Genomic DNA, 24,394 nt, shown 5'->3' on the forward strand with positions numbered 1-24,394 from the left:
ATCAGTTCTTACCTCCCTGTGCTGCTTCAGGAGCTGCTGCCTTGCCGGCATCTGCCGGTTTTGCTGCAGGTGCAGTTCCGTTCGCAGGACGGCGGCCGCTGAAGCGTCTGTCATTGCGTCCGCGGCCATTGCGGCGTCCGTCTCTTGCCGGACGTTCCGGAGCCTTCGGTTCTTCAACCATCTTTCCAGGAAGAACTTCACCGCGGCAGATCCAGACTTTCACGCCCAGCTTGCCATAAGTGGTATGTGCTTCCTCGCATGCGTAGTCGATATCGCTGCGCAGGGTATGCAGCGGAACGACACCCTGGGAATAGCCTTCCTTGCGGGCAATTTCTGCACCGCCCAGACGGCCGGTAGCCAGAGTCTTGATTCCCTTTGCACCAGAACGCATCGTCTGCTGAATTGCCTTCTTCTGGGCAATCCGGAAGGACTGACGTGCTTCCAGCTGTTCGCAGATCTTGCGGGCAACCAGATGAGCATCCAGATCCGGATTGGCAACCTGCACGAAGTCAATCTTGACTGCCTTGCCGCCCGTCAGCTTGACGAGCTGCTGCTTCAGTGCGTCTGCCTTGTCCTTGCCATCAGCATCCTTGCCGACTGCTGCACCAGGTCTTGCACAGCGAACGATGATGTGGCAGTCCTTCTTGGAAGTACGCTCAATCTCGATGCGGGAAACATATGCATCCTTGAGGGTCTTCTCGAGGAACTTACGGATCTTGACGTCTTCGTTCAGAAGATTCGCGTAGTCTGCTTTATCAGCGTACCATCTGGACTCCCAGTCGCGGATGACGCCGACGCGCATTCCGATCGGACTTACTTTCTGTCCCATATTTCGATCTTCCTCCCTTTATCTCTCATCCGATACCACAACTGTGATGTGGCTCGTTCTCTTCAGAATCTGTGCTGCGTTGCCCTTAGCTCTCGGCATGAAGCGCTTCATCACAACGCCGCAGTCTGCGTAGCAGCTCTTGATGTAGAGCTTGCTCTCATCGAGCTGATTGTTATGCACTGCATTAGCTGCAGCACTCTTCACGACCTTCTCCACAGCTCTTGCTGCTTCGTTCGGTGTGAACTTCAGGATTGCCAGAGCTTCTTCAACGCTCTTGCCTCTGACATTGTCCAGTACCAGGCGTGCCTTGCGCGGAGTGACACGAACGGTTTTTGCGGTTGCTTTTACATCCATGCTGTTTCTCCTCCTTACGCCTTCTTGTCAGCTGCAGCAGCGACAGATGCAGCTGCAGCTGCAGCACCAGCACCGCCAGTGCTTACCTTGCCATCGCCGTGTCCGCCGAACTTGCGGGTTGCAGCGAATTCGCCGAGCTTGTGGCCGACCATATCTTCTGTGACATAGACCGGAACGAATTCCTTGCCGTTGTATACCGCGAAGGTATGCTCAACGAAACTCGGGTAAATGACTGAACGGCGGGACCATGTCTTGATGACTTCTTTTTTATTTGCTGCGTTCAGTGCATCAACCTTTTTCAGAAGGTAGGCATCACAGAACGGGCCTTTTTTAATGCTTCTTGACATCTCTTCTCTTCTCCTTTCAGTTATTTACCATTGCGTCTGGTCATGATCAGCGCATTGGAAGCGAGCTTATGCTTGCGGGTCTTGACACCCATAGCCTTCTTTCCCCAAGGGGTCATCGGGCTCTTGCGGCCGATCGGGCACTTGCCTTCGCCGCCGCCGTGCGGGTGATCAACCGGGTTCATCGCAGAACCGCGGACCGTAGGACGGATGCCCATCCATCTGGAGCGGCCTGCCTTGCCGAGGTTGACAAGGGAATAATCTTCGTTGCCGACGATGCCGACCGTAGCACGGCACTGGGAACGGACCTTGCGGATTTCACCGGAGCTCAGACGGAGCGTTGCATACGGGCCGTCAAAACCGAGGATCTGTGCGGAGCATCCGGCAGCACGTGCCATCTGTCCGCCCTTGCCCGGAACCAGTTCAACGCAGTGAACGAAGGTACCTTCAGGCATGTTTCTCAGTTCCATGGCATTGCCGACCTTGATATCTGCTGCTTCGCCGGAGACAACCTTGGAACCGACTGTGAGCTGCTGAGGAGCGATGATGTAGCGCTTCTCACCATCTTTGTAATTGATCAGAGCAATGTTGGCATTGCGGTTCGGATCGTATTCGATTGCAGCAACCGTTCCTTCGACATTGTCCTTGTTTCTCTTGAAGTCGATGATTCTGTACTTCTGCTTGACGCCTCCACCCTGATGACGAGTTGTGATGCGGCCGGTGTTTCCGCGTCCGCCCTTGCTCTTCTTCGGAGCCAGCAGGCTCTTTTCAGGAGTGGTCTTGGTAATGTTAGCCCGGGAGAGGCTGCTCATATTGCGGCGGCCGTTGCTCGTAGGCTTATACTTGATGATTGCCATTTTCCTTTATTTTTCCTTTCGCAGATTTTCCGGAGATAGCGATGTTCCTCCGATAGTTTGAGAACGATTACTTGTTCTCGTCATTGAACAGGCTGATGTCCTGTCCTTCCGGCAGTTTCACGATTGCCTTGCGGACTGCATTCGTCTTGCCGACGTAGCGTCCCATCCGCTTGGTCTTCGGGCGGACATTCACGATGTTCACCTTGACCGGCGTGATGTTGTAGATTTCCTTGACTGCCATTGCAACCTGCGTCTTGTTAGCGCCTTTTGCAACTTCGAATGTAATCTTATTGTCCTGATCGTTGAGCTTCATGGACTTCTCAGTAACGATCGGGCGGATAATCACGTCACGTGCGTTCATTATGCCAGTACCTCCCCAGCTGTTTCTGCAGCCTTCTCGGTGAAGACAATCTTGTCCGCATTAACGATGTCATAGACATTGAGATCGCTGACCGAAATCACGAGTGCATTCGGAATGTTGCGGAAGCTCATGAATGCATTGTCGTAATCCTCAGAAGCGTCGGCGACCAGCAGCGTCTTGCGGTCGAAGCCGAAGGCACCGAGCAGTGCGACTGCCTTCTTTGTCTTGATTTCATCAAAGCTCAGATTCTCAACCACCGTGAGGCTGCTCTCCTTGACCTTCTCACTCAGAGCAGACTTCAGAGCCAGACGGCGAACCTTGCGGTTCAGCTTGATGCTGTATGTTCTCGGATGAGGTCCGAAGGCGATTGCGCCGTGTCTCCACTGCGTAGCTCTTGTGGAACCCTGACGAGCACGGCCGGTTCCCTTCTGACGGAACGGCTTCTTGCCGCTTCCGGAAACGAAGTGTCTGGTCTTGGTGGAATGCGTTCCCTGTCTCAGGCCCGCCTGATAAGCGAGGACTGAGTCATAGATTGCCTGCTGATTCGGTTCGATTCCGAATACGGCGTCGGACAGCTCCATCGACTTCACGACTTTAGCTTCCTGATTGTAAACATCAATCTTGGACATTAGTTAACCTCTACTTTCCCTTGCGGGCTTCGCTTGCAGCCTTCTTCTTGGCAGCTTCAATAGCTTCCTTCTCTGCTGCTTCCTTAGCGAGCTCCTCGTTGATTGCTTCAGAGACCTTGTTCAGCTCATCCTGGACAGAGCCGCCCTTGTAGCTGATGAGTTCTTCGGTGCTGACCTTCTTGACAGGCTTGACTGTCGTGCGGATCTCAACCAGTCCCTTGCGCGGTCCTGGAACGTTGCCCTTGACGAGGATGTATCCCTCTTCTGCGTCAACCTTGACAACCGTCAGGTTCTGATTGGTTGTGGTGTAGCCGCCTTCGTGGCCAGGCATCGGAGCGTTCTTGTTGACGACACCGTTGTTACGGCCGTTGGTAGCCAGGGAACCGACATGACGATGATGTCCGGATCCATGCGACTTCGGTCCGATCGTTCCGTTGTTGCGGACGATGACACCGTTGAATCCCTTGCCCTTGGAGGTGCCGGTGATATCGACAACATCGCCTGCAGCGAAGATGTCTGCCTTTACCTCTGCACCAAGCTCGAGATCGCCGAGCTCTGTTTCGTCAAACTCACGGATGAACTTCTTCGGAGCGGTGTTAGCCTTCTTTGCATGGCCGATCGCTGCCTTGGTAGCTCTCTGTTCCTTGACGTCTTCGTAGCCGAGCTGGATTGCTTCGTAGCCGTCCGTCTCCTTCGTCTTCTTCTGAAGAACGACATTCGGCTTCACTTCGATGACAGTGACCGGAATCAGCGCACCGTCAATGGTGAATACCTGAGTCATCCCCAGTTTTCTTCCTAAGATACCCTTCATTCTTTAATTGCCGGTCCTTTCTTTTTAAAGCTTGATTTCAATGTCGACTCCGCTCGGAAGATCCAGTCTGCTCAGCGCATCAATGGTTTCAGCGCTCGGGCCGATGATCTCGATGAGTCTCTTATGCGTGCGAAGCTCGAACTGCTCACGGGAGTCCTTGTACTTGTGTACTGCTCTCAGAACCGTTACCACTTCTCTGTCAGTCGGCAGCGGGACAGGTCCAGTGATCTTCTTCGCGCCGTGGCTGTTCGCTGTTTCCACAATCTTCTTTGCGGCAGCGTCCAGACTTCTGTTCTCGTAAGCCTTCAAGCGAATTCTTACAGAATTTTTTGCCATGAAATTTTCCTCCTTTATTTCACTCTGTCTCACGACAGATCGCTCGATGTGAGTTCCCCGGTTATCACGGTAGAGTGACAACGTCTCTCAGCGTGCCGGCAATCTCCCATGTCTACGCGAGTGCCTTCCTATAGTAGCATCCGAAAAAGGCCATTGCAAGCATATTTTTCAATATTTTCGTTGGTTCTGAGGCAGGTCGGAAACCGGCCTGTTTTTCATGAAAGATGCTTTCAAATTCTCTCTGATGATTTAAATTTTCATGAATTTCCGGCTATTTGAGAATGGCTCAGGGATATGTAAGCGTTTACTTCTTGCTGTGTAAGGTGCGGAAGCCTCATAAACGGTATAATACTGTTCCTAAGTGAGGATTCTCCATGAGCGATATCAGTCTTGGAACCATGATCGGCATTCCTGCCATTCTTCTTTATTTTGCGGCACCATTTCTGAACAATGCACGGATGGCACTGATTTTCCGGATCCTGAGTGAAGGATTCTGTGCCATGGTGTTTCTTTCTTACGGCTATCTGGCGGGAGTCTCTTATTATGGATTTCTCTTGCTTTCCGTGCTGTTTGAGAAGAAGATCGAGCAGAATCATAGGTTCTCGCTTCTCTTCGGCATTCTTGCGGCAGCCGTCACGATTGCAGTGAACAACAGCGGAGTTACGGGCATCGTGCTCGGCCTGTCGCTGATCCTCGTATTTCTTCATGTCGATGAAGAGAAGATGCTGATGACCTCCAGCTATCTGGAAGTGCTGACTGCACTGATTCTGGCCTGGTACTGCATAGATGCCAAAATCACGGTCATGACGGTGTTTGCTGTGATTCTGCTGATCTTTGCGATCGTCGGCATGATTTCTTCCATCACCCTTTCCCGGCGGCGGTCCGGGCAGAGCAGGCAAAGCTGGCGGCAGAAGCTGCGAAGAAGACAAAGAAAAAGAAGAAGCACTGAACTTCTTCTCATTCATTTCGAAACTGAATCCGCAGATGCGGATTTTCTTCTGCGCTTTTTCCTAATACCATCAGTACCTTATAGGCATAGGGATTCTGGCAGATTGCGTGCACTGCGGCAGGAGTCAGGACAATTGCTGTATCATCTTCCAGTTCCGAGAGAGAATCTCTCAGCGCATCGAGATTCGTGATTCTCTGATCCGGAAAGAAGGTCTGAGTCATGTATTCAGACATGCTCGTCTTATCTCGGATCTTTTCCGGATCCAGTTCAATCGTCCGTTTCATTCGTCATCTCCATATACCAGTTCAAACGAATCATAGTGATCCTGGGTGTAATAAATATTCAGATCTCCGGAAGAATAGATCAGCCGTTCAGAACCGCGGCTGTCTGCACCGATCGTATTCAGATCGCATTCATAGTAGGTTCTTCCGGAAACTTCCGGGAGCTGTTCTTCAAAATTTCCGAACACGTCTCCGCCGATACACCTGCCGGGGACGACTTTCCAGAGCGGGCCGCCTTCCCAGCCATAGCTGCGTGCTTCTTTCTTGGTCATGTAGTTATCCGGAAGATGGTCATAGGTGATCAGATATTCTGTCACGCATGCCTGATCATCGCAGGTCGTATCCTCTGGAAGGACTGATGCAGAAAAAGATGGAACAGCTGCGGGAACTGATGCGGAAGCAGTACTGCTCAAAGATCCGGATGGTGCACATGCATACAGGAAACACGCCAGCAGGCATGCGAAGAAGCGTTTCATTTCAGAAAGATCTTCCTCAGGTCATTGAAGTCATGAGCCTGCAGAACGTTCCACATCGTGACGACGCGGTGTTCATTGTTATACCACACCGGCAGCATCCCGGCTTTATAAGCACCAAGGATATCAGTATCGAAGGTATCTCCCACAAAAGCTATTTCCTCATTGGGAAGATGCAGTTCATGGGCGGCTTCGTCATAGATGGATCTTTCCGGCTTATCAGCTCCGAAGTCATGCGAGATCAGGATAACCTCGAAATACTTCCGAAGATCCAGCACATCGATCTTGCGGCTCTGCAGGCGGCCGTCACCATTGGAGACAATACCGAGTCTGTATTTCTGCAGCAGTTCCTGCAGAACAGGTTCTGCATCGGGCAGCAGTTCCTGGTAGTTGTGGAAGTTCTCATACCAGCGCGGGATCCAGCTTTCCACGTCCAGATCCGGTGCCCATTTCTCTTTGATCTTATTGAATACGTGGCGTTTGTTGATCGTGCCATATTCATCCCAGAGCATGCATCGCTGGACTCTTGCCTCGAAGTCGATGGAATTGACATCCATGTCCGGAAAGATTTCATGGAGACACCAGCGGTACATGTAGTATGCAGATTCCAGCCGGTTGGAAAGGGTGCAGTCAAAATCAAACAGAATTCCTCTGATCATGTTCAATACTCCTGAATGATGTCATTGTAGCATAAGCATGAATCAATGAGGTTTTAACACGCAAGATCGAAACGTAAGCAGAAAATGCACGAAAAGCCTTTATTCATCATATTTTCGGAAACATATTATCCGGATAACTGTCAAACAGAGAAAAAAAGACTACCAGCAGATGATGCCGATAGTCTTGATTCAGTCTGTTAAGAGTGATTACTTAACGATTTCGGTGATGGAACCGGAACCGACAGTACGTCCGCCTTCACGGATGGAGAACTTTGTTCCGACTTCCATAGCGATCGGAGCCAGCAGCTTGACATCCATGACGACGTTGTCGCCCGGCATGCAGAGCTCAGTTCCTTCCGGCAGAGTGATGACGCCAGTGACGTCAGTTGTACGGAAGTAGAACTGCGGACGATAGTTGGAGACGAACGGAGTATGACGGCCGCCTTCTTCCTTGGTCAGAACATAAACCTGAGCCTTGAACTCCTGGTGCGGAGTAACGGAACCCGGCTTGCAGAGAACCTGTCCACGCTCGACTTCATCACGGTTGATACCACGGAGCAGAGCACCGATGTTATCACCAGCCTGAGCATAGTCGAGAGTCTTGCGGAACATTTCAATTCCGGTGACGACAGTCTTCTTGGTCGGCTTGATACCAACGATTTCAACTTCATCGTTCATGTTCAGCTTACCACGCTCAACACGTCCGGTAGCGACAGTTCCACGGCCGGTGATGGTGAAGACATCTTCGATTGCCATCAGGAACGGCTTGTCGAACTCATGAACCGGAGCCGGGATCCAGGTGTCAACTGCATCAAGCAGTTCCTTGATTGCCGGTTCCCACTTCGGGTCGCCTTCGAGAGCCTTGAGAGCGGAACCGCGGATTACCGGGGTATTCTCGCCATCGAAGCCATATTCGGTGAGCAGATCACGGACTTCCATCTCAACGAGATCGATCAGTTCCGGATCGTCAACCATATCGCACTTGTTCAGGAATACTACCATCTTCGGAACACCGACCTGACGGGAGAGCAGGATGTGCTCACGAGTCTGAGGCATCGGTCCATCGGTAGCAGCGACAACAAGGATAGCACCATCCATCTGCGCAGCGCCGGTGATCATGTTCTTGACATAGTCAGCGTGCCCTGGGCAGTCAACGTGTGCATAGTGGCGCTTCAGCGTCTGATACTCAACGTGAGCGGTGTTGATCGTGATACCACGAGCCTTCTCTTCCGGTGCACCATCGATCTGGTCATAAGCTTCGTAAGTAGCCTTGCCAGCTTCCGGATGCGTGGAAAGATACTTGGTGATTGCTGCTGTTAATGTAGTTTTGCCATGATCGACGTGACCGATCGTGCCGATATTTACATGTTCCAGCGTACGGTCGAAATGCTGCTTTGCCATAGTGTAATTTTCCTCCAGTTTTTTAGATTTAGACCGCTATCATTTTATGATAAACAGCCTTGGTTTTCAATGCTTACTTTGATTCGGTAGAACGCGATTCAATGATGGTCTTGGCGATGCTCTTCGGTACTTCTTCGTAATGATCCATATGCATCATGTAGACGCCGCGGCCCTGAGTGAAGGAACGCAGGTCAGTGATGTAGCCGAACATTTCTGCCAGCGGAACGAATGCCTTGACCTTGATGGCGTTGCCGGTTTCTTCCTGTTCACGGATCTGGCCGCGGCGCTTGGTGATGTCGCCCATGACCGCACCGAGGTATTCGGACGGAGCCGTGATATCGACTGCCATGATCGGCTCGAGGATCGTTGGATCGCAATGCTTTGCAGCTTCCTTCAGAGCGAGGGATGCAGCGATCTTATAAGCCTGTTCGGAAGAGTCAACTTCGTGATAGCTTCCATCGAAGAGCTGTGCCTTGATGTCAACAACCGGATAGCCTGCGACAAGACCGTTGTTCAGCGCATCTTCAAGACCCTGCTGGGTAGGCTTGATGAATTCCTTCGGAACGGAGCCGCCGACTGTCACATCCTCAAACTCGAAGCCTTTGCCCGGATTCGGGATGAAACGGATCCATACGTCACCATACTGACCATGACCGCCGGACTGACGGATGAAGCGGCCTTCGACTTCTGCCTGCTTCTTGATGGTCTCACGGTAAGCAACCTGCGGAGCACCTGCGGTTGCCTCAACCTTGAACTCACGCTTCATACGGTCGAGGATGATATCGAGCTGAAGTTCGCCGACACCAGCGATGATCGTCTGGCCGGTTTCTTCATCAGTGTAGGTCTTGAAGGTCGGATCTTCTTCTGCAAGCTTCTGCAGTGCGGAGTCCATCTTCTGTGCGTCTGCCTTGGTCTTCGGTTCGACGGACATCTGGATGACCGGATCCGGGAAGACCATGGATTCCAGAACGATCGGTGCATTCTCATCGCAGAGCGTATCACCGGTTGTGGTGTACTTCAGACCGACCGCACCGGCAATGTCGCCCGTGTAGACATCTGTGATATCAGCCCGGTGATTTGCATGCATGCGGACCAGACGGCCGAAGCGCTCTTTCTTGTTCTTCGTGGAGTTGAGAACATAGGAGCCTGCAGCTGCGTGACCGGAATAGACACGGAAGTAAGTCAGACGGCCGACGAACGGATCGGCAGCGATCTTGAATGCCAGGGAAGAGAACGGCTGATCATCACGCGGATGACGTGCTTCTTCCTTGCCATCTTCCGTATGTCCCATGATGGACGGAACATCGGTCGGAGCCGGCAGGTAGTCAACGACTGCATCGAGCAGCAGCTGAACGCCCTTGTTCTTGTATGCGGAACCGCAGAGAACCGGGAAGAATTCAGAAGTCAGGACACCCTTGCGGATTGCCCGCTTCACTTCTTCGATGGTAGGCTCTTCGCCTTCGAGGACCTTCATCATGACATCATCGTCATAGTCTGCGATTGCTTCGAGCATCGCCTGATGCATTTCCTTTGCCTTATCGAGGAATTCCGGCTGGATTTCCTCGGTATGGATATCCGTTCCGAGATCGTTCTCGTACATTTCCTGCTTCATAGTGACGAGATCGATGATGCCGCGGAAGGAAGCTTCACTGCCTACCGGCATCTGAATTGCAGCGGCTTTCGCACCAAGACGGTTGCCGATGGATGCGACGGACATATCGAAGTCAGCGCCTGTAGCGTCCATCTTGTTGGAGAAGACGATACGCGGAACCTTGTATTCTGTTGCCTGTCTCCAGACGGTTTCCGTCTGCGGCTCAACGCCGGCTTTGGAGTCCAGGACGGTGACAGCACCATCCAGTACGCGGAGGGAACGTTCTACTTCAGCAGTGAAGTCGACATGCCCTGGGGTATCGATGATATTGATCTGGCAATCTCTCCAGTGGCAGGTGGTAGCAGCGGAAGTGATGGTAATACCACGTTCCTGCTCCTGAGCCATCCAGTCCATCTGGGAAGCGCCGTCGTGTGTCTCACCGATCTTGTGAATTTTTCCTGTGTAATACAGAATACGCTCAGTCGTTGTGGTCTTGCCTGCATCGATGTGAGCCATGATTCCGATGTTGCGGATTTTTTCAATCGGGAACTCTCTCGGCATAAATCATTCCTTTCCTTATTGGTTCTGTCCAGATTACCAGCGATAGTGAGCGAATGCTTTGTTCGCTTCTGCCATCTTGTGGGTATCTTCCTTCTTCTTCACGGAAGCACCGGTTCCGTTTGCAGCATCCATGATCTCTGCTGCCAGACGTTCTTCCATGGTCGGCTCATGACGGAGTCTTGCATAGTTGACGATCCAGCGCAGACCCAGCGTGAGTTTGCGCTCTGCAGATACTTCTACCGGGACCTGGTAGTTGGCACCGCCGACTCGGCGGACCTTGAGTTCAAGCATCGGCATGACGTTGCCGAGTGCCTTTTCGAATACTTCCATCGGATTCTGCTTGGTCTTCTCTTCAATGATGTTGAATGCATTGTAGAGAATGTTCTGAGCAGTTCCGCGCTTGCCGTCGATCATGATCTTGTTGATCAGTTTTGTGACGAGCTTGGAGTTATAGATCGGATCCGGAAGTACATCACGCTTTGCTACATAACCTTTTCTTGGCATCTTCTTTTCTCCTCTCTATTACTTGGAAGCCTTCGGCTTCTTAGCTCCATACAGGGAACGGCCCTGGTTGCGTCCGTCAACGCCTGCGCAGTCGAGCGTACCTCTGATGATGTGGTAACGAACACCCGGGAGGTCCTTGACACGGCCGCCGCGGATCATAACGACAGAGTGTTCCTGGAGGTTATGTCCGACACCCGGAATGTAAGCAGTGACTTCCATGCCGTTGGAAAGACGGACACGGGCATATTTACGAAGTGCAGAGTTCGGCTTCTTCGGTGTCATGGTGCCGACACGAGTGCAGACTCCTCTCTTCTGCGGGCTGTTCAGTTTGGTCGGGGCACTCTGCAGAGAGTTGAATCCCCTGTTCAATGCCGGTGATTTTGACTTGTAGACTTTATCGGTACGTCCCTTGCGTACCAGCTGGTTAATTGTAGGCATTCCCTACTCCTTTCCTCATATGCACACGTCTCCGTGTGTTTCCTATCTCAGCCTTAATTTAGGCTTTGCGCATGGCAAAGCCTTTTTTCCGCTAAGCACGAAGATCATATATCAATCTGATCAGGCATGTCAATCATTTTTCTGCAAAATCCACGGGTCCGAGTGGTTCTTAATGAATTCCTGTACGGCTCTGCGGTTTGGAATGCCGGTTCTGCCGCCTGGCTTCAGGCTTTTGAGGGCTGCGGCTGCTTCGGCGAAGGCAATGCAGTCTTCCAGGGGCTGATGTTCCAGATACGCCGTCAGAAATGCTCCGTGAAAGACATCTCCGCAGCCGGTGGTATCAGCTGCCTGTACCTGAAATGCAGGAAAGTGAACCACCCTTCCGTCCATGACTGCATAGCAGCCATCTGCACCATGGGTCGTGATCACGACCTTGCAATGCCGGGCGTAGAACAAGAGTGCTTCTTCCATGGACAGGCCGGTGGTCATCATCGGATATCTGGCATTCATGATCAGAACATCAGCCATGCAGGCAAGGCGGATGTCTTTCTGATGGTCTTCCTGCATATGGCATCCATCCAGAGAAATCAGCACGCCTGCTTCCTGGGCAATCTTGGCAGCGGCGAAGGCATTGTCATAGCGGGTGCCATCCAGATGGATCGCATCGGAGGTACGGATCATGTTCTGGCAGGTTTCATTCCAGTCAATCGACGGCAGGGTATTGTTCTGCACGAATTTCGTGCGGCTGCCATCCGGACTGACCATGATCTCAGAGTGAGGACTGGTTCCTTCATAGATCTGCAGGCAGGAAGTATCGACGCCTTCCTGTTCCAGACCCCGACGGATTTCTGCTCCGGCTTCATCGGTGCCGATGGCGGCGATCATGGCCGCTTTCTGGCCGAGACGTCTGGCCGTGACGATGGCAGTTGCGGCTGCTCCGCCCCCTTGCGTGATGGTGGAAAGAATATGGGTGCTGCCGTCTTCCTTCGGCCAGGCTTCCAACTGATGGATGCGGTCAAGGCAGGCAGAACCAATGCCGGTGATCTTCATAGATGAATGAAGGGAACCTTGCGGTTCCCTGTCTCCTTTAGTTTGCTTTGTAAGTGCACCAGCTGCCGTTATCGGCAATGTACTGGTTCTCACCGATCTGGTACCAGGTATAGGTGCCGTCATTGCTGGTGCTCAGGACATCATAGGATTTGCCGCTCTCAGCAGTTCCCACTTTTTCTCCTGCAGTGCTTGCAGAAGAGCGGATGTTAAGGCCGCTCACATTGACCGTGACGGTGCCGACCACGCTGCTGGTGCTGGTTTCGGCACTTGCAGTAGGTTCAGCAGATGCCGAAGCTGAAGGTTCCGGCGTAGCCGTCGGGGCTGCAGTCGGGGTCGGAGTTGCGGTGGCTGCCGGAGTAGCAGCAGTCGTTTCTGCGGATGGCAGGAACGGCAGTTTTCCGAACGTGCTGTTATAAATGCCCGGAGCAATGAAATATGTGCCGAGACCAAGCGCAATGACTGCCAGGATGACAATCAGCGCAATCAGGACGCCGCCCGGAATGCCTCCGGACTCTCCGCTTTCATCCTCTTCTTCATCGTCCTCGTCATCTTCTTCATAAGTGGATTTCAGCGTGCGGGGCTTCTTCACTTCGGCAGGCTTGCGGCGCGGGGCTTCTTCTTCCTCGTCTTCGTCATCCTCCTCATCATCGTCGTCTTCATCTTCTTCCATGAAGAGGGATTTCAGAGAACGCTTCTTCTTCGGTTCTTCTTCCTGTTTCTTCGGACGGCGGCGGGGAACGGTATCTTCCTCTTCTTCGTCATCCTCTTCCGTTTCCTGATTCAGAGGCTGAACCGGAGTACTTCTCTGCATTGCTGCACTTTCGGCAGGTTCCTGTTTCTTCGCTGCCGGAGCATCGGAGAACAGGCTGTAGAGATCAGACGCATCAATTTCCTTGCGGAATTCCGGGTCGCCAGCCGAAGGCTGCACGCCAGTTTCTTCAGAATTGAAATGAGGCATCTGATAGTTTTCCGGAGCAGATGGCTTGGAGGGTGCGTTATCTGCTTCCTTCACGGCATTGGCGATCGGATTCAGCAGGTGGTTGACAGATTCCTTGCGGACATAGCCATCCAGCCAGGACTCGAAGTCTTTCGGGTTCTGGAGCGTATTGAAATGAGTGAAGGCATTGGCAAATGCCTGGGTCTCAACAGGTTTATAATCTGCTTCATTTCCGATATAGGATCTGATGGTCTGCTTCACGCTGGGATGATAGAGTTTCACCAAGGCAGCAATTGCCTTTTCGTCACCCTGCTTTGCCCGCATGACCAGGTTCAACGTTGACTGTTCCATGAGGTTCCTTTCTCATAAAAATCACAGGATTATTCTACAACGGGAAGAGAATGTTTGCATTACCGACCGGATGTTCAGCCGTGGTGCTTCTTCTCTTCTTCGTTGTTTCTTGCCAGCAGATCATGGAGCCTCTGCTTGAATACGGTCGTGCTGTTGTAGCCTTCATCCTTGAGGATGAAGTTGGATACTGCCGATTCCACCATGGCCCGCATGGAGCGGCCCGGAGATACCGGCAGAGACATGGCAGGAATACTGACGTCCATGATTCTGGTCATGTGGGTCTGTTCATCGCCGATGCGGACATATTCCTCGCTGGAATCGAATTTGACCAGGTTGATGACCAGATCGATGGCACTGCGTTCATTGAGGCTGTTGACGCCGAACATGCGTTCTACATCAATGATGCCGATACCGCGGATTTCCAGCATGCCCTGAAGCAGTTCCGGAGCGTGTCCGAAGAGCTTGTTATGAATCTTCTGCACGTCGACGCGGTCATCTGCGACCAGCATATTTCCATCCCGGATCAGCTCCAGGGCGGTTTCTGATTTGCCCATCCCGCTTTCTCCGGTGATGAGAACCCCCTTCCCATGCACGATGAGAAGATCTCCGGAAATCGTCGCTTCCGGGGCAAGCTGCTCGTCGAGGTAGGTGATCAGATCAACCATCATCTGCGAAGTTGCCTGCGAGGTGCGGAAGATCGGGAAATTGCGGGAATTCGCCACTTCCCCTAATACCGGCGGAAGCGGATTGTTCCGGGTGATGACGATCATCGGGGTCAGCGCATCGGTGATGTTCTGATATCTTGCCCGCTGATCTTCTTCGTTGAGATGCTCGATATATTCAATTTCCTTATTGCCGATGATGACAACCCGGCGCGGCTCGGTCGGCTGAAAGTAGCCGGAAAGCTCAAAGCCCGGGCGGTTGACGTCCGGAACGACAACCCAGCGGTTCAGGGAATCCTGATTTCCGGTGAGCTGTTCCAGCTGAAAGAAATTCACGATATCCTGAATCATTACCTTCTTAGGGTACTGCGGCTGATCCTGATCTGTCATAAAATGAGTTCTCCTGAAACGAATTATATCACGCGCCGGTCTCCGGGTGAGATGCCTCCTGTGCCTTTGTCCATTCCAGGGCTTTCTTCAGATACTGGCCAGTCCAGGATTCTTTGCATTGGGCGACCTGTTCCGGGGTTCCCTGAGTAACGATGGTACCGCCCTGATCGCCGCCCTCCGGACCGAGATCGATGATCCAGTCCGCACACTTGATGACATCGAGGTTATGCTCGATGACAATGACGGTGTTGCCCGTATCCACAATGCGTTCAAGCACGGAAATCAGACGCTTGACGTCATCGGTATGAAGACCGGTGGTCGGTTCATCGAGAATATAGACGGTCTTGCCGGTCGGCTTCTTCTGCAGTTCAGAAGCGAGCTTGACGCGCTGTGCTTCGCCGCCGGACAGGGTGGTGGAAGACTGGCCGAGCTTGAGATAGCCCAGGCCGACATCGCAGAGTGTCTGCAGCTTGCTGCGGATCTTCGGATGGTTGGCAAACAGAGCGAGTGCTTCTTCTACGGTCATATCGAGCACGTCGGAGATGTTCTTTCCTTTAAAGGTGCACTGCAGGGTTTCTTCGTTGTACCGCCTGCCATGACATACTTCGCACGGGACATAGACATCCGGCATGAAGTTCATTGAGATGACTTTGACGCCATCGCCCTGGCAGGCTTCGCAGCGGCCGCCTTTGACATTGAAGGAGAAGCGGCCTTTGTCATAGCCGCGCAGCTTGGCTTCCGGAGTCTGGGCAAAGACATCGCGGATATCATCAAAGACGCCGGTATAGGTTGCCGGATTGGAGCGAGGCGTTCTGCCGATCGGGTTCTGGTCGATCTGCACGAGCTTGTCAATATTGGAGAGACCTCTGATCCTGTCGTATTTTCCCGGACGGATTTTAGAATAACCGAGGTTCTGCTGGACGGCTTTCATGAAGACTTCATTGACCAGCGTTGATTTCCCGGAGCCGGAAACACCGGTAACCAGGACAAGCTTGCCGAGCGGGAACTTCACGTTGATATGTTTCAGGTTGTGTTCGGCAGCGCCGTCGATCTCGACAAACTTGCCATTGCCCTTGCGCCGTTCCTTCGGAACATCGATGCGTTTCTTTCCGGAGAGGTACTGTCCGGTGATGGACTGCTCGCAGTTCAGAATGTCCTGGGGCGTGCCATTGAACATGACATTGCCGCCATGGATGCCTGCACCTGGGCCGATGTCCACGATCCAGTCTGAACTCATCATCGTCTCTTCATCATGCTCGACAACGATCAGAGAATTGCCGAGGTCTCGCATGTTCTTGAGGGTGCGGATCAGCTTGGCATTGTCTCTCTGATGAAGGCCGATGGAGGGTTCATCCAGCACGTAGAGGACTCCGCTCAGGCGGGAGCCGATCTGGGTAGCCAGACGGATGCGCTGAGCTTCGCCGCCGGACAGCGTTCCGGCCAGACGGTCCAGAGTCAGGTATTCCAGACCGACATCCTTGAGGAACTGCAGACGGCTTCTGATTTCCTTGAGGACCATCTCAGCAATCTTCTTCTGCGTCTCGCCAAGTTCGAGATGATCGATCCAGTCGAGGGCGCCGACGACAGACATGGCGGTGAAGTCCATGATGTTCTTCCCGCCGATCTCAACCGAGAGGGCCTGTTCATTCAGGCGTCTGCCGCCGCACTTCGGGCAGGGGCTTTCCACCATGAAGGAGTGATACCAGTCTTTGGACATGGAGCTGGTCGTCTCGGCATAGCGGCGCTCGATCATGTTCTTGACGCCTTCGATGTAGTCATTCCGGGAATACTTGTTTCCGCCGGAGCTGACGATGGTATAGGAAATCGGACGATCGCTTCCGTACAGGATGATGTCCATCTGCTTCTTCGTGAGCTTGCTCAGCGGTTTGTTCAGATCAATCTTATATGCCTTGCACAGGGTTGCGAATGTCTGCCATTCGATATTTTCCGTATCGACGATGTTCTTGTAATAGCGGATGCCGCCTTCCCGGATCGACTTGGAAGGATCCGGAATCAGGAGATTCACATCAACTTCTTCGGTGATGCCGAGGCCATGGCACTGGTCGCAGGCCCCGAGCGGCGCATTGAATGAGAACAAACGCGGTTCCAGCTTCGGAACGGAGAAGCCGCAGATCTTGCATGCATAGTTCTCGGAGAAGAGATTTTCTTTGTCATCTGCCAGCACGACGGCCATGCCATCGGCAAGCTTCACAGCAGTTTCCAGAGAATCGCTCAGACGGCTTCTGGATTCTGCTTTCAGGATGATGCGGTCGATGACGACATCGATATTGTGGCGCTTGTTCTTTTCCAGTTCGATATCATCTTCAAGCAGCTTCACTTCGCCATCCACCCGGATGCGGATATATCCTTCTTTCTGCAGGCGGGCAAAGGTATCCTTGAAGGTTCCTTTCTTGTTGCGGATGATCGGAGCCATGACGGTGAGCTTCGTTCCTTCCGGGTATTCAAAGAGCTGATTGACCATTTCCTGAACGGTCTGGCCGGTGATCGGAATATGATGCGTCGGGCAGTACGGCACGCCGCAGCGCGCATACAGAAGACGCAGATAGTCATAGATTTCCGTGACGGTTCCGACGGTGGATCGAGGGTTGTTCGAGGTCGTCTTCTGGTCGATGGAAATGGCCGGAGAAAGACCTTCAATCAGTTCGACATCCGGTTTGTCCACGCCTCCGAGAAACTGTCTTGCATAAGCAGAAAGAGACTCGACATAGCGGCGCTGTCCTTCTGCATAGATCGTATCAAAGGCAAGACTTGTCTTGCCGCTGCCGGAAAGTCCGGTCATGACTACCAGCTTGTTGCGCGGAATATCGAGACTGATATTCTTCAGATTGTTCTCGCGGGCTCCGCGGATGATGATTTTATCCTGTTCCATCTGATGCCTCCCATCAGTATCTGATTGATTATAATGACACATTCCATAAAAATCCTGCATGACGCATGCAGGATCTGATTATTCTTTCTTTTTCGCTTCTGATGCCAGATCTTCAAGCATCGTCCAGGCTTCTCTTGGCGATAGGTCGTCCGGATTCACGTCTCTGAGTTTCTTCAGGATGTCTTCGGCGGTCGGATCTTCTTTCTTCATTTCCACGAGCTGATAGCTCTGCTGCACGACGCGCTTCTTGGATTCGAGTTCTTTCTGCAGCCCGCGGGCACGTTCCAGGACGGCATCCGGAAGACCGGCGAGTCTTGCAACGTTGATGCCGTAGGAACGATCTGCTGCCCCATCGCGGATCTTATAGAGGAACGTGACTTTGTCGTTTTCCTCTTTGACGACGACGTGCACGTTGCGCACGCAGCCGATGGAGTCAGTCAGCGTCGTGAGCTCATGGTAGTGGGTGGAGAATAAGGTCTTGGCATGGATGCATGCCGCAATGTATTCGATCATTGCCTGGGCCAGGGCCATGCCGTCATAAGTGGAAGTTCCGCGCCCGATCTCATCGAAGAGAATCAGGGAATGCGAGGTCGCTTCCTGAAGGGCGCGGTTGGCTTCCGTCATCTCCACCATAAAGGTAGACTGACCGGAGAGAATATCATCGCTGGCGCCGATCCGGGTGAAGATGCGGTCGAATACTGGCATCCGGCAGGACTTTGCCGGAACATAGCAGCCCATTTGCGCCATGATGATGATCAGTGCGGTCTGACGCATGTAGGTGGATTTACCGCCCATGTTCGGTCCGGTGATCAGCAGGATGGATTCATCCTTGTTCATCTCCACGCTGTTGGCGACGTATTTGGGATCTTTCATCATCTCGTCGAGAATCGGATGTCTGCCGCTTTCGATCTTCAGTTCGTCATCGGTGAATTCCGGTCTGACATAGCCATAGCGGGAAGAGATCTCTGCCAGTGCTGAATAGCAGTCGATTTCCGCAAGGACGATGGAGAGCTTCTGCAGCTTGGCAAGCGACTTGCGGATTTCTGCGGTCAGTTCGGCAAACAGCTGTTTCTCGATGCGGATGGCATTTTCTTCAGCATGCAGAATCATGTCTTCTTTTTCCTTGAGCTGCGGGGAGATGAAGCGTTCATTGCCGACCAGTGTCTGCTTGCGGACATAGCCCCATTCTTCCTTGACCTGGGCTGCGGCTGCCTTGGAGATCTCGATATAGTAGCCGAATACTTTGTTGTATCCGATCTTCAGGGTCTTGATGCCAGTGCGTTCCCGTTCTTCTGCTTCCATGCGGCTGATGAATTCGCGGCCGTTTCGCTGAATGGTTCTGGCTTCATCAAGCTCCTTGCTGTAGCCGTCCCGGAACATGCCGCCTTCGCTGGTCAGCACCGGCGGGTTTTCAACAAAGGCCCCATCCAGTTTCTTTGCCAGATCGCTCAGCGGATCGACGGAACGGCAGAAGTCGAACTCCGTGGAATCTGCTGCCGCAAGAATCTCCGGCACCTGATTCAGCGTCTTGCTGAGGCGCAGGCAGTCGATGGCATTGGCGCTGTTCATCGCAATTCTCGTGATGAGGCGCTGAAGGTCATAGATCTGACCGAGATGATCGCGGAGGTTCTGACGGTTCATGAAGTGCTTCTTCAGGTATTCCAGACGGTCATAGCGCTTTTCAATCTCAGCCTGATTGACTAATGGCTTCTCAATCCACTTCTTCAATAGACGGGAACCCATGGAAGAACGGCATACATCCAGAAAGGTCCAGAGCGTCTGGCCCTTGCTCTGACGATGCAGGGATTCGATCAGCTCCAGGTTCTGCTGGGTGCTGAAATCCATATAAAGGATGCTGTTCTCATCTTCAATGGATACGGTCTGCAGATGAGCCAGCATGTGTTTCTGGGTCGCTTCAAGATAATTCAGCATCCGCCCGTAGGCGATCCGGTCCGGATCTCTGGTCAGGTTCTCGCAGAGCGGAAGATATTCTTCCCGGATCTCTGTCTCATCGCAGTAGGAAATCACGATCTGCATTTCCCTCAGCATCCGGATTACCCGATTATCAAAGTCTTTTCTGACAACAATTTCCCGGGCATTATTTTTCAGGAGGTTCTGGGCAAGGGCAGAAGAAGTATGAGCGACATTCTCGACGAAGTTCTCGCCGGTGCTGACTTCGGCCATGACGACGGAATAGCCGTAGCCATAGTCTTCTACAGACGCCAGATAGACAGACTCCTTCTCATCGCCGATCTCATCGATGACAGTTCCCGGCGTGATGACGCGGATGACATCGCGTTCCACGAGGCCGACTGCTTCTTTCGGGTCCTGCATCTGCTCGACGATCGCGATCTTGTATCCGCGCTGCACGAGTCTCTGGATATAGGATCCGACCGCATGATGCGGAACTCCGCACATCGGAACCCGGTCTTTCACGCCGGCATTCTTGCCCGTCAGGACCAGGTCCAGCTCTCTGCTGGCGGTCTTGGCATCATCGAAGAACATCTCATAGAAATCGCCGATCCGGTAGAATACCAGAGCATCCGGGTAATTCTCCTTCACTTTGAGATACTGCTGCATCATCGGGGTATAAGTTTCTGTCTTTTCTGCCATGTTGTCTTTTCCAGCTTTTTGCGTGTTTCATTATATCAGAGCAATGAGAGAAGAAAAAAAGATCCGTGCGCGCGCACAGATCTATGGATTTCATGATTAGGTTCAGTCGCTGTATCCGCCCTGAACAACCTGAATGTGATCGCTGTCTTCGTCGCTCTTGACGCTGGCTGTCTGCCTGGTTTCATAGACGATGGAGCCATCATCTGCCTTCTCATCCGAGACAAGCTCGATGCCGACGATATTGCCCTTCAGGTATTCATAGTTATTGAAGTTGCCGCTCGATGCAAGTCCGTTCGTGCCGCCGAAGTAGCTCGTTGCGATATCGGAGTCGATGACGAATTCCAGCACGCTGCCATTGGAATTGGCTGTCCATCCGTCGCTGGCATCGACCGCTGCTTTCGCATCAACCTTCACGACCGGAATCGTGATGCCAGTATCGAGTTCAAAGTAATAACGCGTACCGATATCCCCGAAGTTGTATCCGAGGGCGACCCCGATGAAGCCGTCTTCATCATACAGGAGGCCTGTCGTCTGATCGACGGTCATATGGTTGTGAATATACTGATACTGTGCACTGCCGACGGCCGTGATGCCGCGGTAGTCCTCATAGGTCTTGATGGAGCTGCTGCTGGCGACTTCAATCGGAGTAGATTTGAATTCCTTATAATAGTTCTGCAATTTTGCCAGGCTGAAGGAGCTGCTGGTAAAGCCGGCGGAACTGATATAAATAAGTGCACTTCCAAGCACTCCTGCAATCCGTTTCATCATCTTCATAATCAGTGTTCACGGTTTATTTTACCATCCGGAAAAAGTCTGTCAATGAACCGGGAATTAGTTGGATTTCTAACTATTTTCATTTTCTTCTATTATTTTCATTTGTTACATAGGGTACTTATAGGCATGAACCATGCATGTTTCTGCGATTTCTCCGGATTTCTGTTGACAGAAGCTTCTGTTCTAAATATATTTCTGTACTAGTACACTAATACAGTAAGTACTTGCCTGAGGAACTTGAAATGACAGATATTTCTATGAACGCTGAGACAGGAAAAAAGGGACTGACCAGCTTTGATCTGAAGCTGATTGCGCTGATCCTGATGACCCTGGATCATATCGGATATTACTGGGGCTATGTGCTTCCGGTTCCGGAATGGTTCCGGATGGCGGGCAGACTGTCTGCACCGATCTTTCTGTTTGTGCATGGCTGCGGCATGCATTATACCCATGACCGGAAGAAGATGATGCTGAGGCTGTATGTGCTCGGAGCCGGCATGGAGGTCGTTAACGGGCTGATATCAGATCATTTTGCGGCGAATACCAGCATTCCGTTTCTGGACAATGGCATCTTCCAGACCTTCTTTCTGATCACCTGGGAAGTATCCTGGGCAGAGCGCTTCGTCTCGGAAAAGAAGCAGAGAGATGCTCACCGGGGAATCAGTCTTCTGATGACCCTTCTGCCATGGCTTCTCGGAGCAGGGATTCTTCTTCTGCTTGGAAATCCGGCCATCTATGATACCGGGTGGTTCACCCCTGCTCTGAGACTGGTGCTGACGTTTCTCCCGACGCCGTTTCTGCCCGAGGGAGGCGTGATGTGGATTCTGCTCGGCATCGGGTTCTACCTCACCTTCGGAAGCCGTAAAAAGACCGCATGGTTCTACGTGATCTTCTGCGGTCTCTATATCGCCTATCTGATTGTGTCCGGGACATTCCAGACGAACAATCAGTGGATGATGATCTTTGCGCTGATCCCGATTCTGCTTTACAGCGGAAAGAAAGGCAGAGGAATGAAGTACTTCTTCTATCTCTATTATCCCCTTCATGTGTATGCGATCTATCTGATCGGGGTTCTGTTCCTTTCCTGAAGAAAGTACGGGTGTGCAGGTGGGTGATGATCTTCCGGTTGCGGTATACTGTCTGCAGAAAGGAACTTCATCATGCTTGATCTCTGTCTGCTGGGATGCGGGGGCACAAAGCCGCTTCCCGGAAGGTGGCTTACTTCTTTATATATCCGATACAATGGGCACGGCATTCTGATTGACTGCGGGGAAGGGACCCAGATTGCGATGGCTTCTGCCGGCATCAGTCCGCATGATATCGATCTGATCCTGATCACGCATTACCATGGCGATCATATTCTCGGACTCCCGGGACTGCTGATGTCGATGGGCATGTCCGGGCGGACTGCTCCGGTTACCATTGCCGGGCCGAAGCGGCTCACGGAAGTCGTGAACAGCTTATGCATTGTCGCTGGTTTCCCGTTTGATCTGAGCGGCATTGAGCTTTCCGGCAATTCTGCTTCGTTTGATTTCGAAAAAGATTCCCCGCTTCATATTCATGCGTTTGCGGTTCATCACAGCGTTCCCTGCTACGGGTATTCCCTGGCTCTGGACCGGGCTGGAAAATTCGATGCAGCAAAGGCTGCTGCCCTGCAGATTCCGCTGAAGTTCTGGAATATCCTGCAGAAAGGAACTTCTGTTACCGAAGATGGGAAGACATTTACCCCGGATCAGGTGATGGGCAGTGCAAGAAGAGGACTGAAAGTAACTTACTGCACGGATACGACCGTATGCGATTCGATCGTTCTGGCTGCGAAGGGTTCTGACCTCTTCATCTGCGAAGGCATGTATGCCGATGCAGAGAGAGCGGAGGCTGCGGAGATCAAGAAGCATATGGTATTCACGCAGGCTGCCCAGCTGGCGAAAGAGGCAGGCGTGAAGAAGCTCTGGCTGACGCACTTCAGTCCTGCGGAGTCGCATCCGGAGGAAGGCCTGGAAGCAGCGAGAGCAATCTTCCCGGAAACGGAGCTTGGCGAGAACGGAAAGAAAATCACGCTGAACTTCAGAGATGAAACAGAATAAGGATGGCACATCACCATCCTCGTTATTTTATGCATGCATGAAAAAAACAGAGTCAGGTTTAAGCCCGGCTCTGTTTTTCTGCCTTCAGATCAATTACTTGACGTTAGCGAAGTACTTGATGGTACGAACCATCTGAGAAGTGTAGGAGTTCTCATTGTCATACCAGGAGACGACCTGTACTTCATAGGTGTTGTCGTCGATCTTCAGAACCATGGTCTGAGTAGCATCGAAGATGGAACCATGGGTCTCATCGATGATATCGGAAGAAACGATATCCTCTTCGTTGTAAGCGAAGGAGTCAGAAGCAGCAGCCTTCATAGCAGCGTTGATCTTATCTGCAGTGACATCCTGTCCCTTGACAACTGCGAACAGCAGAGTGGTGGATCCTGTAGGGGTCGGTACACGCTGAGCAGCGCCGATCAGCTTGCCATCGAGTTCCGGAAGAACCAGACCGATTGCCTTAGCTGCACCGGAGGAAGCCGGAACAATGTTGCATGCTGCAGCACGGGAACGACGGAGGTTGCCCTTTCTCTGCGGTCCATCAAGAACCATCTGATCGCCGGTGTAAGCGTGAACGGTGCACATAATGCCGGACTGAATCGGATATGTGTCGTTCAGAGTCTTAGCCATCGGAGCCAGGCAGTTCGTGGTGCAGGAAGCTGCGGAGATGATCTTGTCCTCAGCAGTCAGTGTCTTTTCGTTGACGCTGTAAACGATGGTCTTCAGATCCTTTCCTGCAGGAGCGGAAATGACAACCTTCTTAGCACCAGCATTGATGTGAGCCATGGACTTCTCCTTGGAGGTATAGAAGCCAGTGCACTCCAGAACTACATCGATGTCCAGCTTGCCCCAAGGCAGGTTAGCAGCATCCTTTTCCTTGTAGATGGTGATTTCCTTGCCGTCTACTGTAATTGTGCCCTTCTCATCGTCAGCGGAAATCTCATGGTCCCACTTGCCGTGAGTTGTGTCATGCTTCAGCAGATAAGCCAGCATGGAAGGTGTAGTCAGATCGTTGATTGCAACAACCTCATAACCTTCGGAGACAAACATCTGTCTGAAAGCAAGACGACCGATACGTCCAAAACCGTTAATCGCAACTCTTACATCTGTCATGTCAGTATTTATGACCTCCTCTATGTTGCAAAGAAATTATAAGGTTAAGGCATGGGATAGTCAATTGTGAAAACCTGCATAATCAATGGACATTTCCGGGTTTTCGAGTACTTCCGGAAAGGAAAAGCCCGGTCTGCTGCGGATCGGGCTCA

At 52.2% G+C, this 24,394-nt stretch carries 25 protein-coding genes; 2 read left to right on the forward strand and 23 right to left on the reverse strand.

Translation table 11 applies throughout. The features are described from left to right. Position 1: 1 nt before the first annotated feature. The 22 genes from rpsC to C7E00_RS00240 form a co-directional block, all read right to left on the reverse strand. Complete coding sequence (gene rpsC / locus C7E00_RS00130; RefSeq protein WP_105302345.1) at positions 2-829, reverse strand: 30S ribosomal protein S3; 828 nt, start codon at positions 827-829, stop codon at positions 2-4. Positions 830-847: 18 nt separating this feature from the next. Next, on the reverse strand, positions 848-1,183 hold the full coding sequence (gene rplV, locus C7E00_RS00135; RefSeq protein ID WP_105302346.1) for a 50S ribosomal protein L22: 336 nt from the start codon (positions 1,181-1,183) through the stop codon (positions 848-850). Between the two features lie 14 nt (positions 1,184-1,197). Then, entirely contained in the window at positions 1,198-1,530 is a 333-nt protein-coding gene (gene rpsS, locus C7E00_RS00140) for a 30S ribosomal protein S19 (protein ID WP_105302347.1), read from the reverse strand. A gap of 20 nt (positions 1,531-1,550) precedes the next feature. Further along, entirely contained in the window at positions 1,551-2,384 is an 834-nt protein-coding gene (rplB, locus tag C7E00_RS00145; RefSeq protein WP_105302348.1) for a 50S ribosomal protein L2, read from the reverse strand. 67 nt (positions 2,385-2,451) lie between these two features. After that, positions 2,452-2,745, reverse strand: a complete 294-nt coding sequence (gene rplW / locus C7E00_RS00150) for a 50S ribosomal protein L23 (protein ID WP_154504289.1) — start codon at positions 2,743-2,745, stop codon at positions 2,452-2,454. Then, positions 2,745-3,374: a 50S ribosomal protein L4 gene (rplD, locus tag C7E00_RS00155; RefSeq protein ID WP_105302350.1), complete on the reverse strand. Its 630-nt coding sequence runs from the start codon at positions 3,372-3,374 to the stop codon at positions 2,745-2,747. Before rplD ends, rplW begins: the two co-directional genes overlap by 1 nt. Before the next feature lie 10 nt (positions 3,375-3,384). Then, complete coding sequence (gene rplC / locus C7E00_RS00160; protein ID WP_105302351.1) at positions 3,385-4,185, reverse strand: 50S ribosomal protein L3; 801 nt, start codon at positions 4,183-4,185, stop codon at positions 3,385-3,387. Between the two features lie 24 nt (positions 4,186-4,209). Beyond that, the gene (gene rpsJ, locus C7E00_RS00165; RefSeq protein ID WP_105302352.1) at positions 4,210-4,521 is read right to left on the reverse strand and encodes a 30S ribosomal protein S10; all 312 of its coding nucleotides are present in this window, start codon (positions 4,519-4,521) and stop codon (positions 4,210-4,212) included. Positions 4,522-4,778: 257 nt separating this feature from the next. Beyond that, complete coding sequence (locus C7E00_RS16700; RefSeq protein WP_135358116.1) at positions 4,779-5,486, reverse strand: hypothetical protein; 708 nt, start codon at positions 5,484-5,486, stop codon at positions 4,779-4,781. Next, a complete protein-coding gene (locus tag C7E00_RS16705; protein ID WP_105302355.1) occupies positions 5,479-5,754 on the reverse strand; it encodes a barstar family protein in 276 nt (91 codons plus the stop codon). Before C7E00_RS16705 ends, C7E00_RS16700 begins: the two co-directional genes overlap by 8 nt. Then, positions 5,751-6,227, reverse strand: coding sequence for a ribonuclease domain-containing protein (locus C7E00_RS00185; protein WP_105302356.1), 477 nt, complete (start codon positions 6,225-6,227; stop codon positions 5,751-5,753). Before C7E00_RS00185 ends, C7E00_RS16705 begins: the two co-directional genes overlap by 4 nt. Then, positions 6,224-6,883 carry an HAD family hydrolase gene (locus tag C7E00_RS00190; RefSeq protein ID WP_105302357.1) on the reverse strand — a complete coding sequence of 220 codons (660 nt, stop codon included), beginning with the start codon at positions 6,881-6,883 and terminating at the stop codon, positions 6,224-6,226. Before C7E00_RS00190 ends, C7E00_RS00185 begins: the two co-directional genes overlap by 4 nt. 207 nt (positions 6,884-7,090) lie before the next feature. Next, entirely contained in the window at positions 7,091-8,284 is a 1,194-nt protein-coding gene (tuf, locus tag C7E00_RS00195) for an elongation factor Tu (protein WP_105302358.1), read from the reverse strand. A 73-nt stretch (positions 8,285-8,357) separates the two neighbouring features. Beyond that, on the reverse strand, positions 8,358-10,436 hold the full coding sequence (fusA, locus tag C7E00_RS00200; RefSeq protein ID WP_105302359.1) for an elongation factor G: 2,079 nt from the start codon (positions 10,434-10,436) through the stop codon (positions 8,358-8,360). A gap of 33 nt (positions 10,437-10,469) precedes the next feature. Further along, positions 10,470-10,940: a 30S ribosomal protein S7 gene (gene rpsG, locus C7E00_RS00205; RefSeq protein ID WP_105302360.1), complete on the reverse strand. Its 471-nt coding sequence runs from the start codon at positions 10,938-10,940 to the stop codon at positions 10,470-10,472. Between the two features lie 18 nt (positions 10,941-10,958). Continuing rightward, positions 10,959-11,378 carry a 30S ribosomal protein S12 gene (rpsL, locus tag C7E00_RS00210; RefSeq protein WP_105302361.1) on the reverse strand — a complete coding sequence of 140 codons (420 nt, stop codon included), beginning with the start codon at positions 11,376-11,378 and terminating at the stop codon, positions 10,959-10,961. Positions 11,379-11,507: 129 nt separating this feature from the next. Continuing rightward, positions 11,508-12,428, reverse strand: a complete 921-nt coding sequence (locus C7E00_RS00215) for a carbohydrate kinase family protein (protein ID WP_167836401.1) — start codon at positions 12,426-12,428, stop codon at positions 11,508-11,510. 37 nt (positions 12,429-12,465) lie between these two features. Further along, on the reverse strand, positions 12,466-13,716 hold the full coding sequence (locus tag C7E00_RS16080) for an SH3 domain-containing protein (protein WP_105302363.1): 1,251 nt from the start codon (positions 13,714-13,716) through the stop codon (positions 12,466-12,468). Between the two features lie 74 nt (positions 13,717-13,790). After that, positions 13,791-14,768 (reverse strand): HPr(Ser) kinase/phosphatase, encoded by a 978-nt coding sequence (gene hprK / locus C7E00_RS00225; RefSeq protein ID WP_105302364.1) that lies wholly within the window; start codon positions 14,766-14,768, stop codon positions 13,791-13,793. A gap of 28 nt (positions 14,769-14,796) precedes the next feature. Continuing rightward, positions 14,797-17,658 (reverse strand): excinuclease ABC subunit UvrA, encoded by a 2,862-nt coding sequence (gene uvrA, locus C7E00_RS00230; protein ID WP_105302365.1) that lies wholly within the window; start codon positions 17,656-17,658, stop codon positions 14,797-14,799. A gap of 78 nt (positions 17,659-17,736) precedes the next feature. Next, a complete protein-coding gene (mutS, locus tag C7E00_RS00235; protein ID WP_105302366.1) occupies positions 17,737-20,271 on the reverse strand; it encodes a DNA mismatch repair protein MutS in 2,535 nt (844 codons plus the stop codon). 102 nt (positions 20,272-20,373) lie between these two features. After that, the gene (locus C7E00_RS00240) at positions 20,374-21,045 is read right to left on the reverse strand and encodes a hypothetical protein (protein ID WP_105302367.1); all 672 of its coding nucleotides are present in this window, start codon (positions 21,043-21,045) and stop codon (positions 20,374-20,376) included. A 242-nt stretch (positions 21,046-21,287) separates the two neighbouring features. Here C7E00_RS00240 and C7E00_RS00245 point away from each other — a divergent pair, with 242 nt between their 5' ends. Together C7E00_RS00245 and C7E00_RS00250 are read left to right on the forward strand one after the other, a co-directional pair. Next, the gene (locus C7E00_RS00245) at positions 21,288-22,133 is read left to right on the forward strand and encodes a TraX family protein (protein WP_105302368.1); all 846 of its coding nucleotides are present in this window, start codon (positions 21,288-21,290) and stop codon (positions 22,131-22,133) included. A 72-nt stretch (positions 22,134-22,205) separates the two neighbouring features. Beyond that, a complete protein-coding gene (locus C7E00_RS00250; protein ID WP_105302369.1) occupies positions 22,206-23,129 on the forward strand; it encodes a ribonuclease Z in 924 nt (307 codons plus the stop codon). A 93-nt stretch (positions 23,130-23,222) separates the two neighbouring features. Here the strand turns inward: C7E00_RS00250 and gap are convergent, their stop codons facing one another. Next, positions 23,223-24,242: a type I glyceraldehyde-3-phosphate dehydrogenase gene (gene gap / locus C7E00_RS00255; protein WP_105302370.1), complete on the reverse strand. Its 1,020-nt coding sequence runs from the start codon at positions 24,240-24,242 to the stop codon at positions 23,223-23,225. Positions 24,243-24,394: the final 152 nt, after the last annotated feature.

Source organism: Anaerolactibacter massiliensis (genome assembly GCF_900290205.1).
Classification (GTDB): domain Bacteria; phylum Bacillota_I; class Bacilli_A; order Erysipelotrichales; family Erysipelotrichaceae; genus Bulleidia; species Bulleidia intestinalis.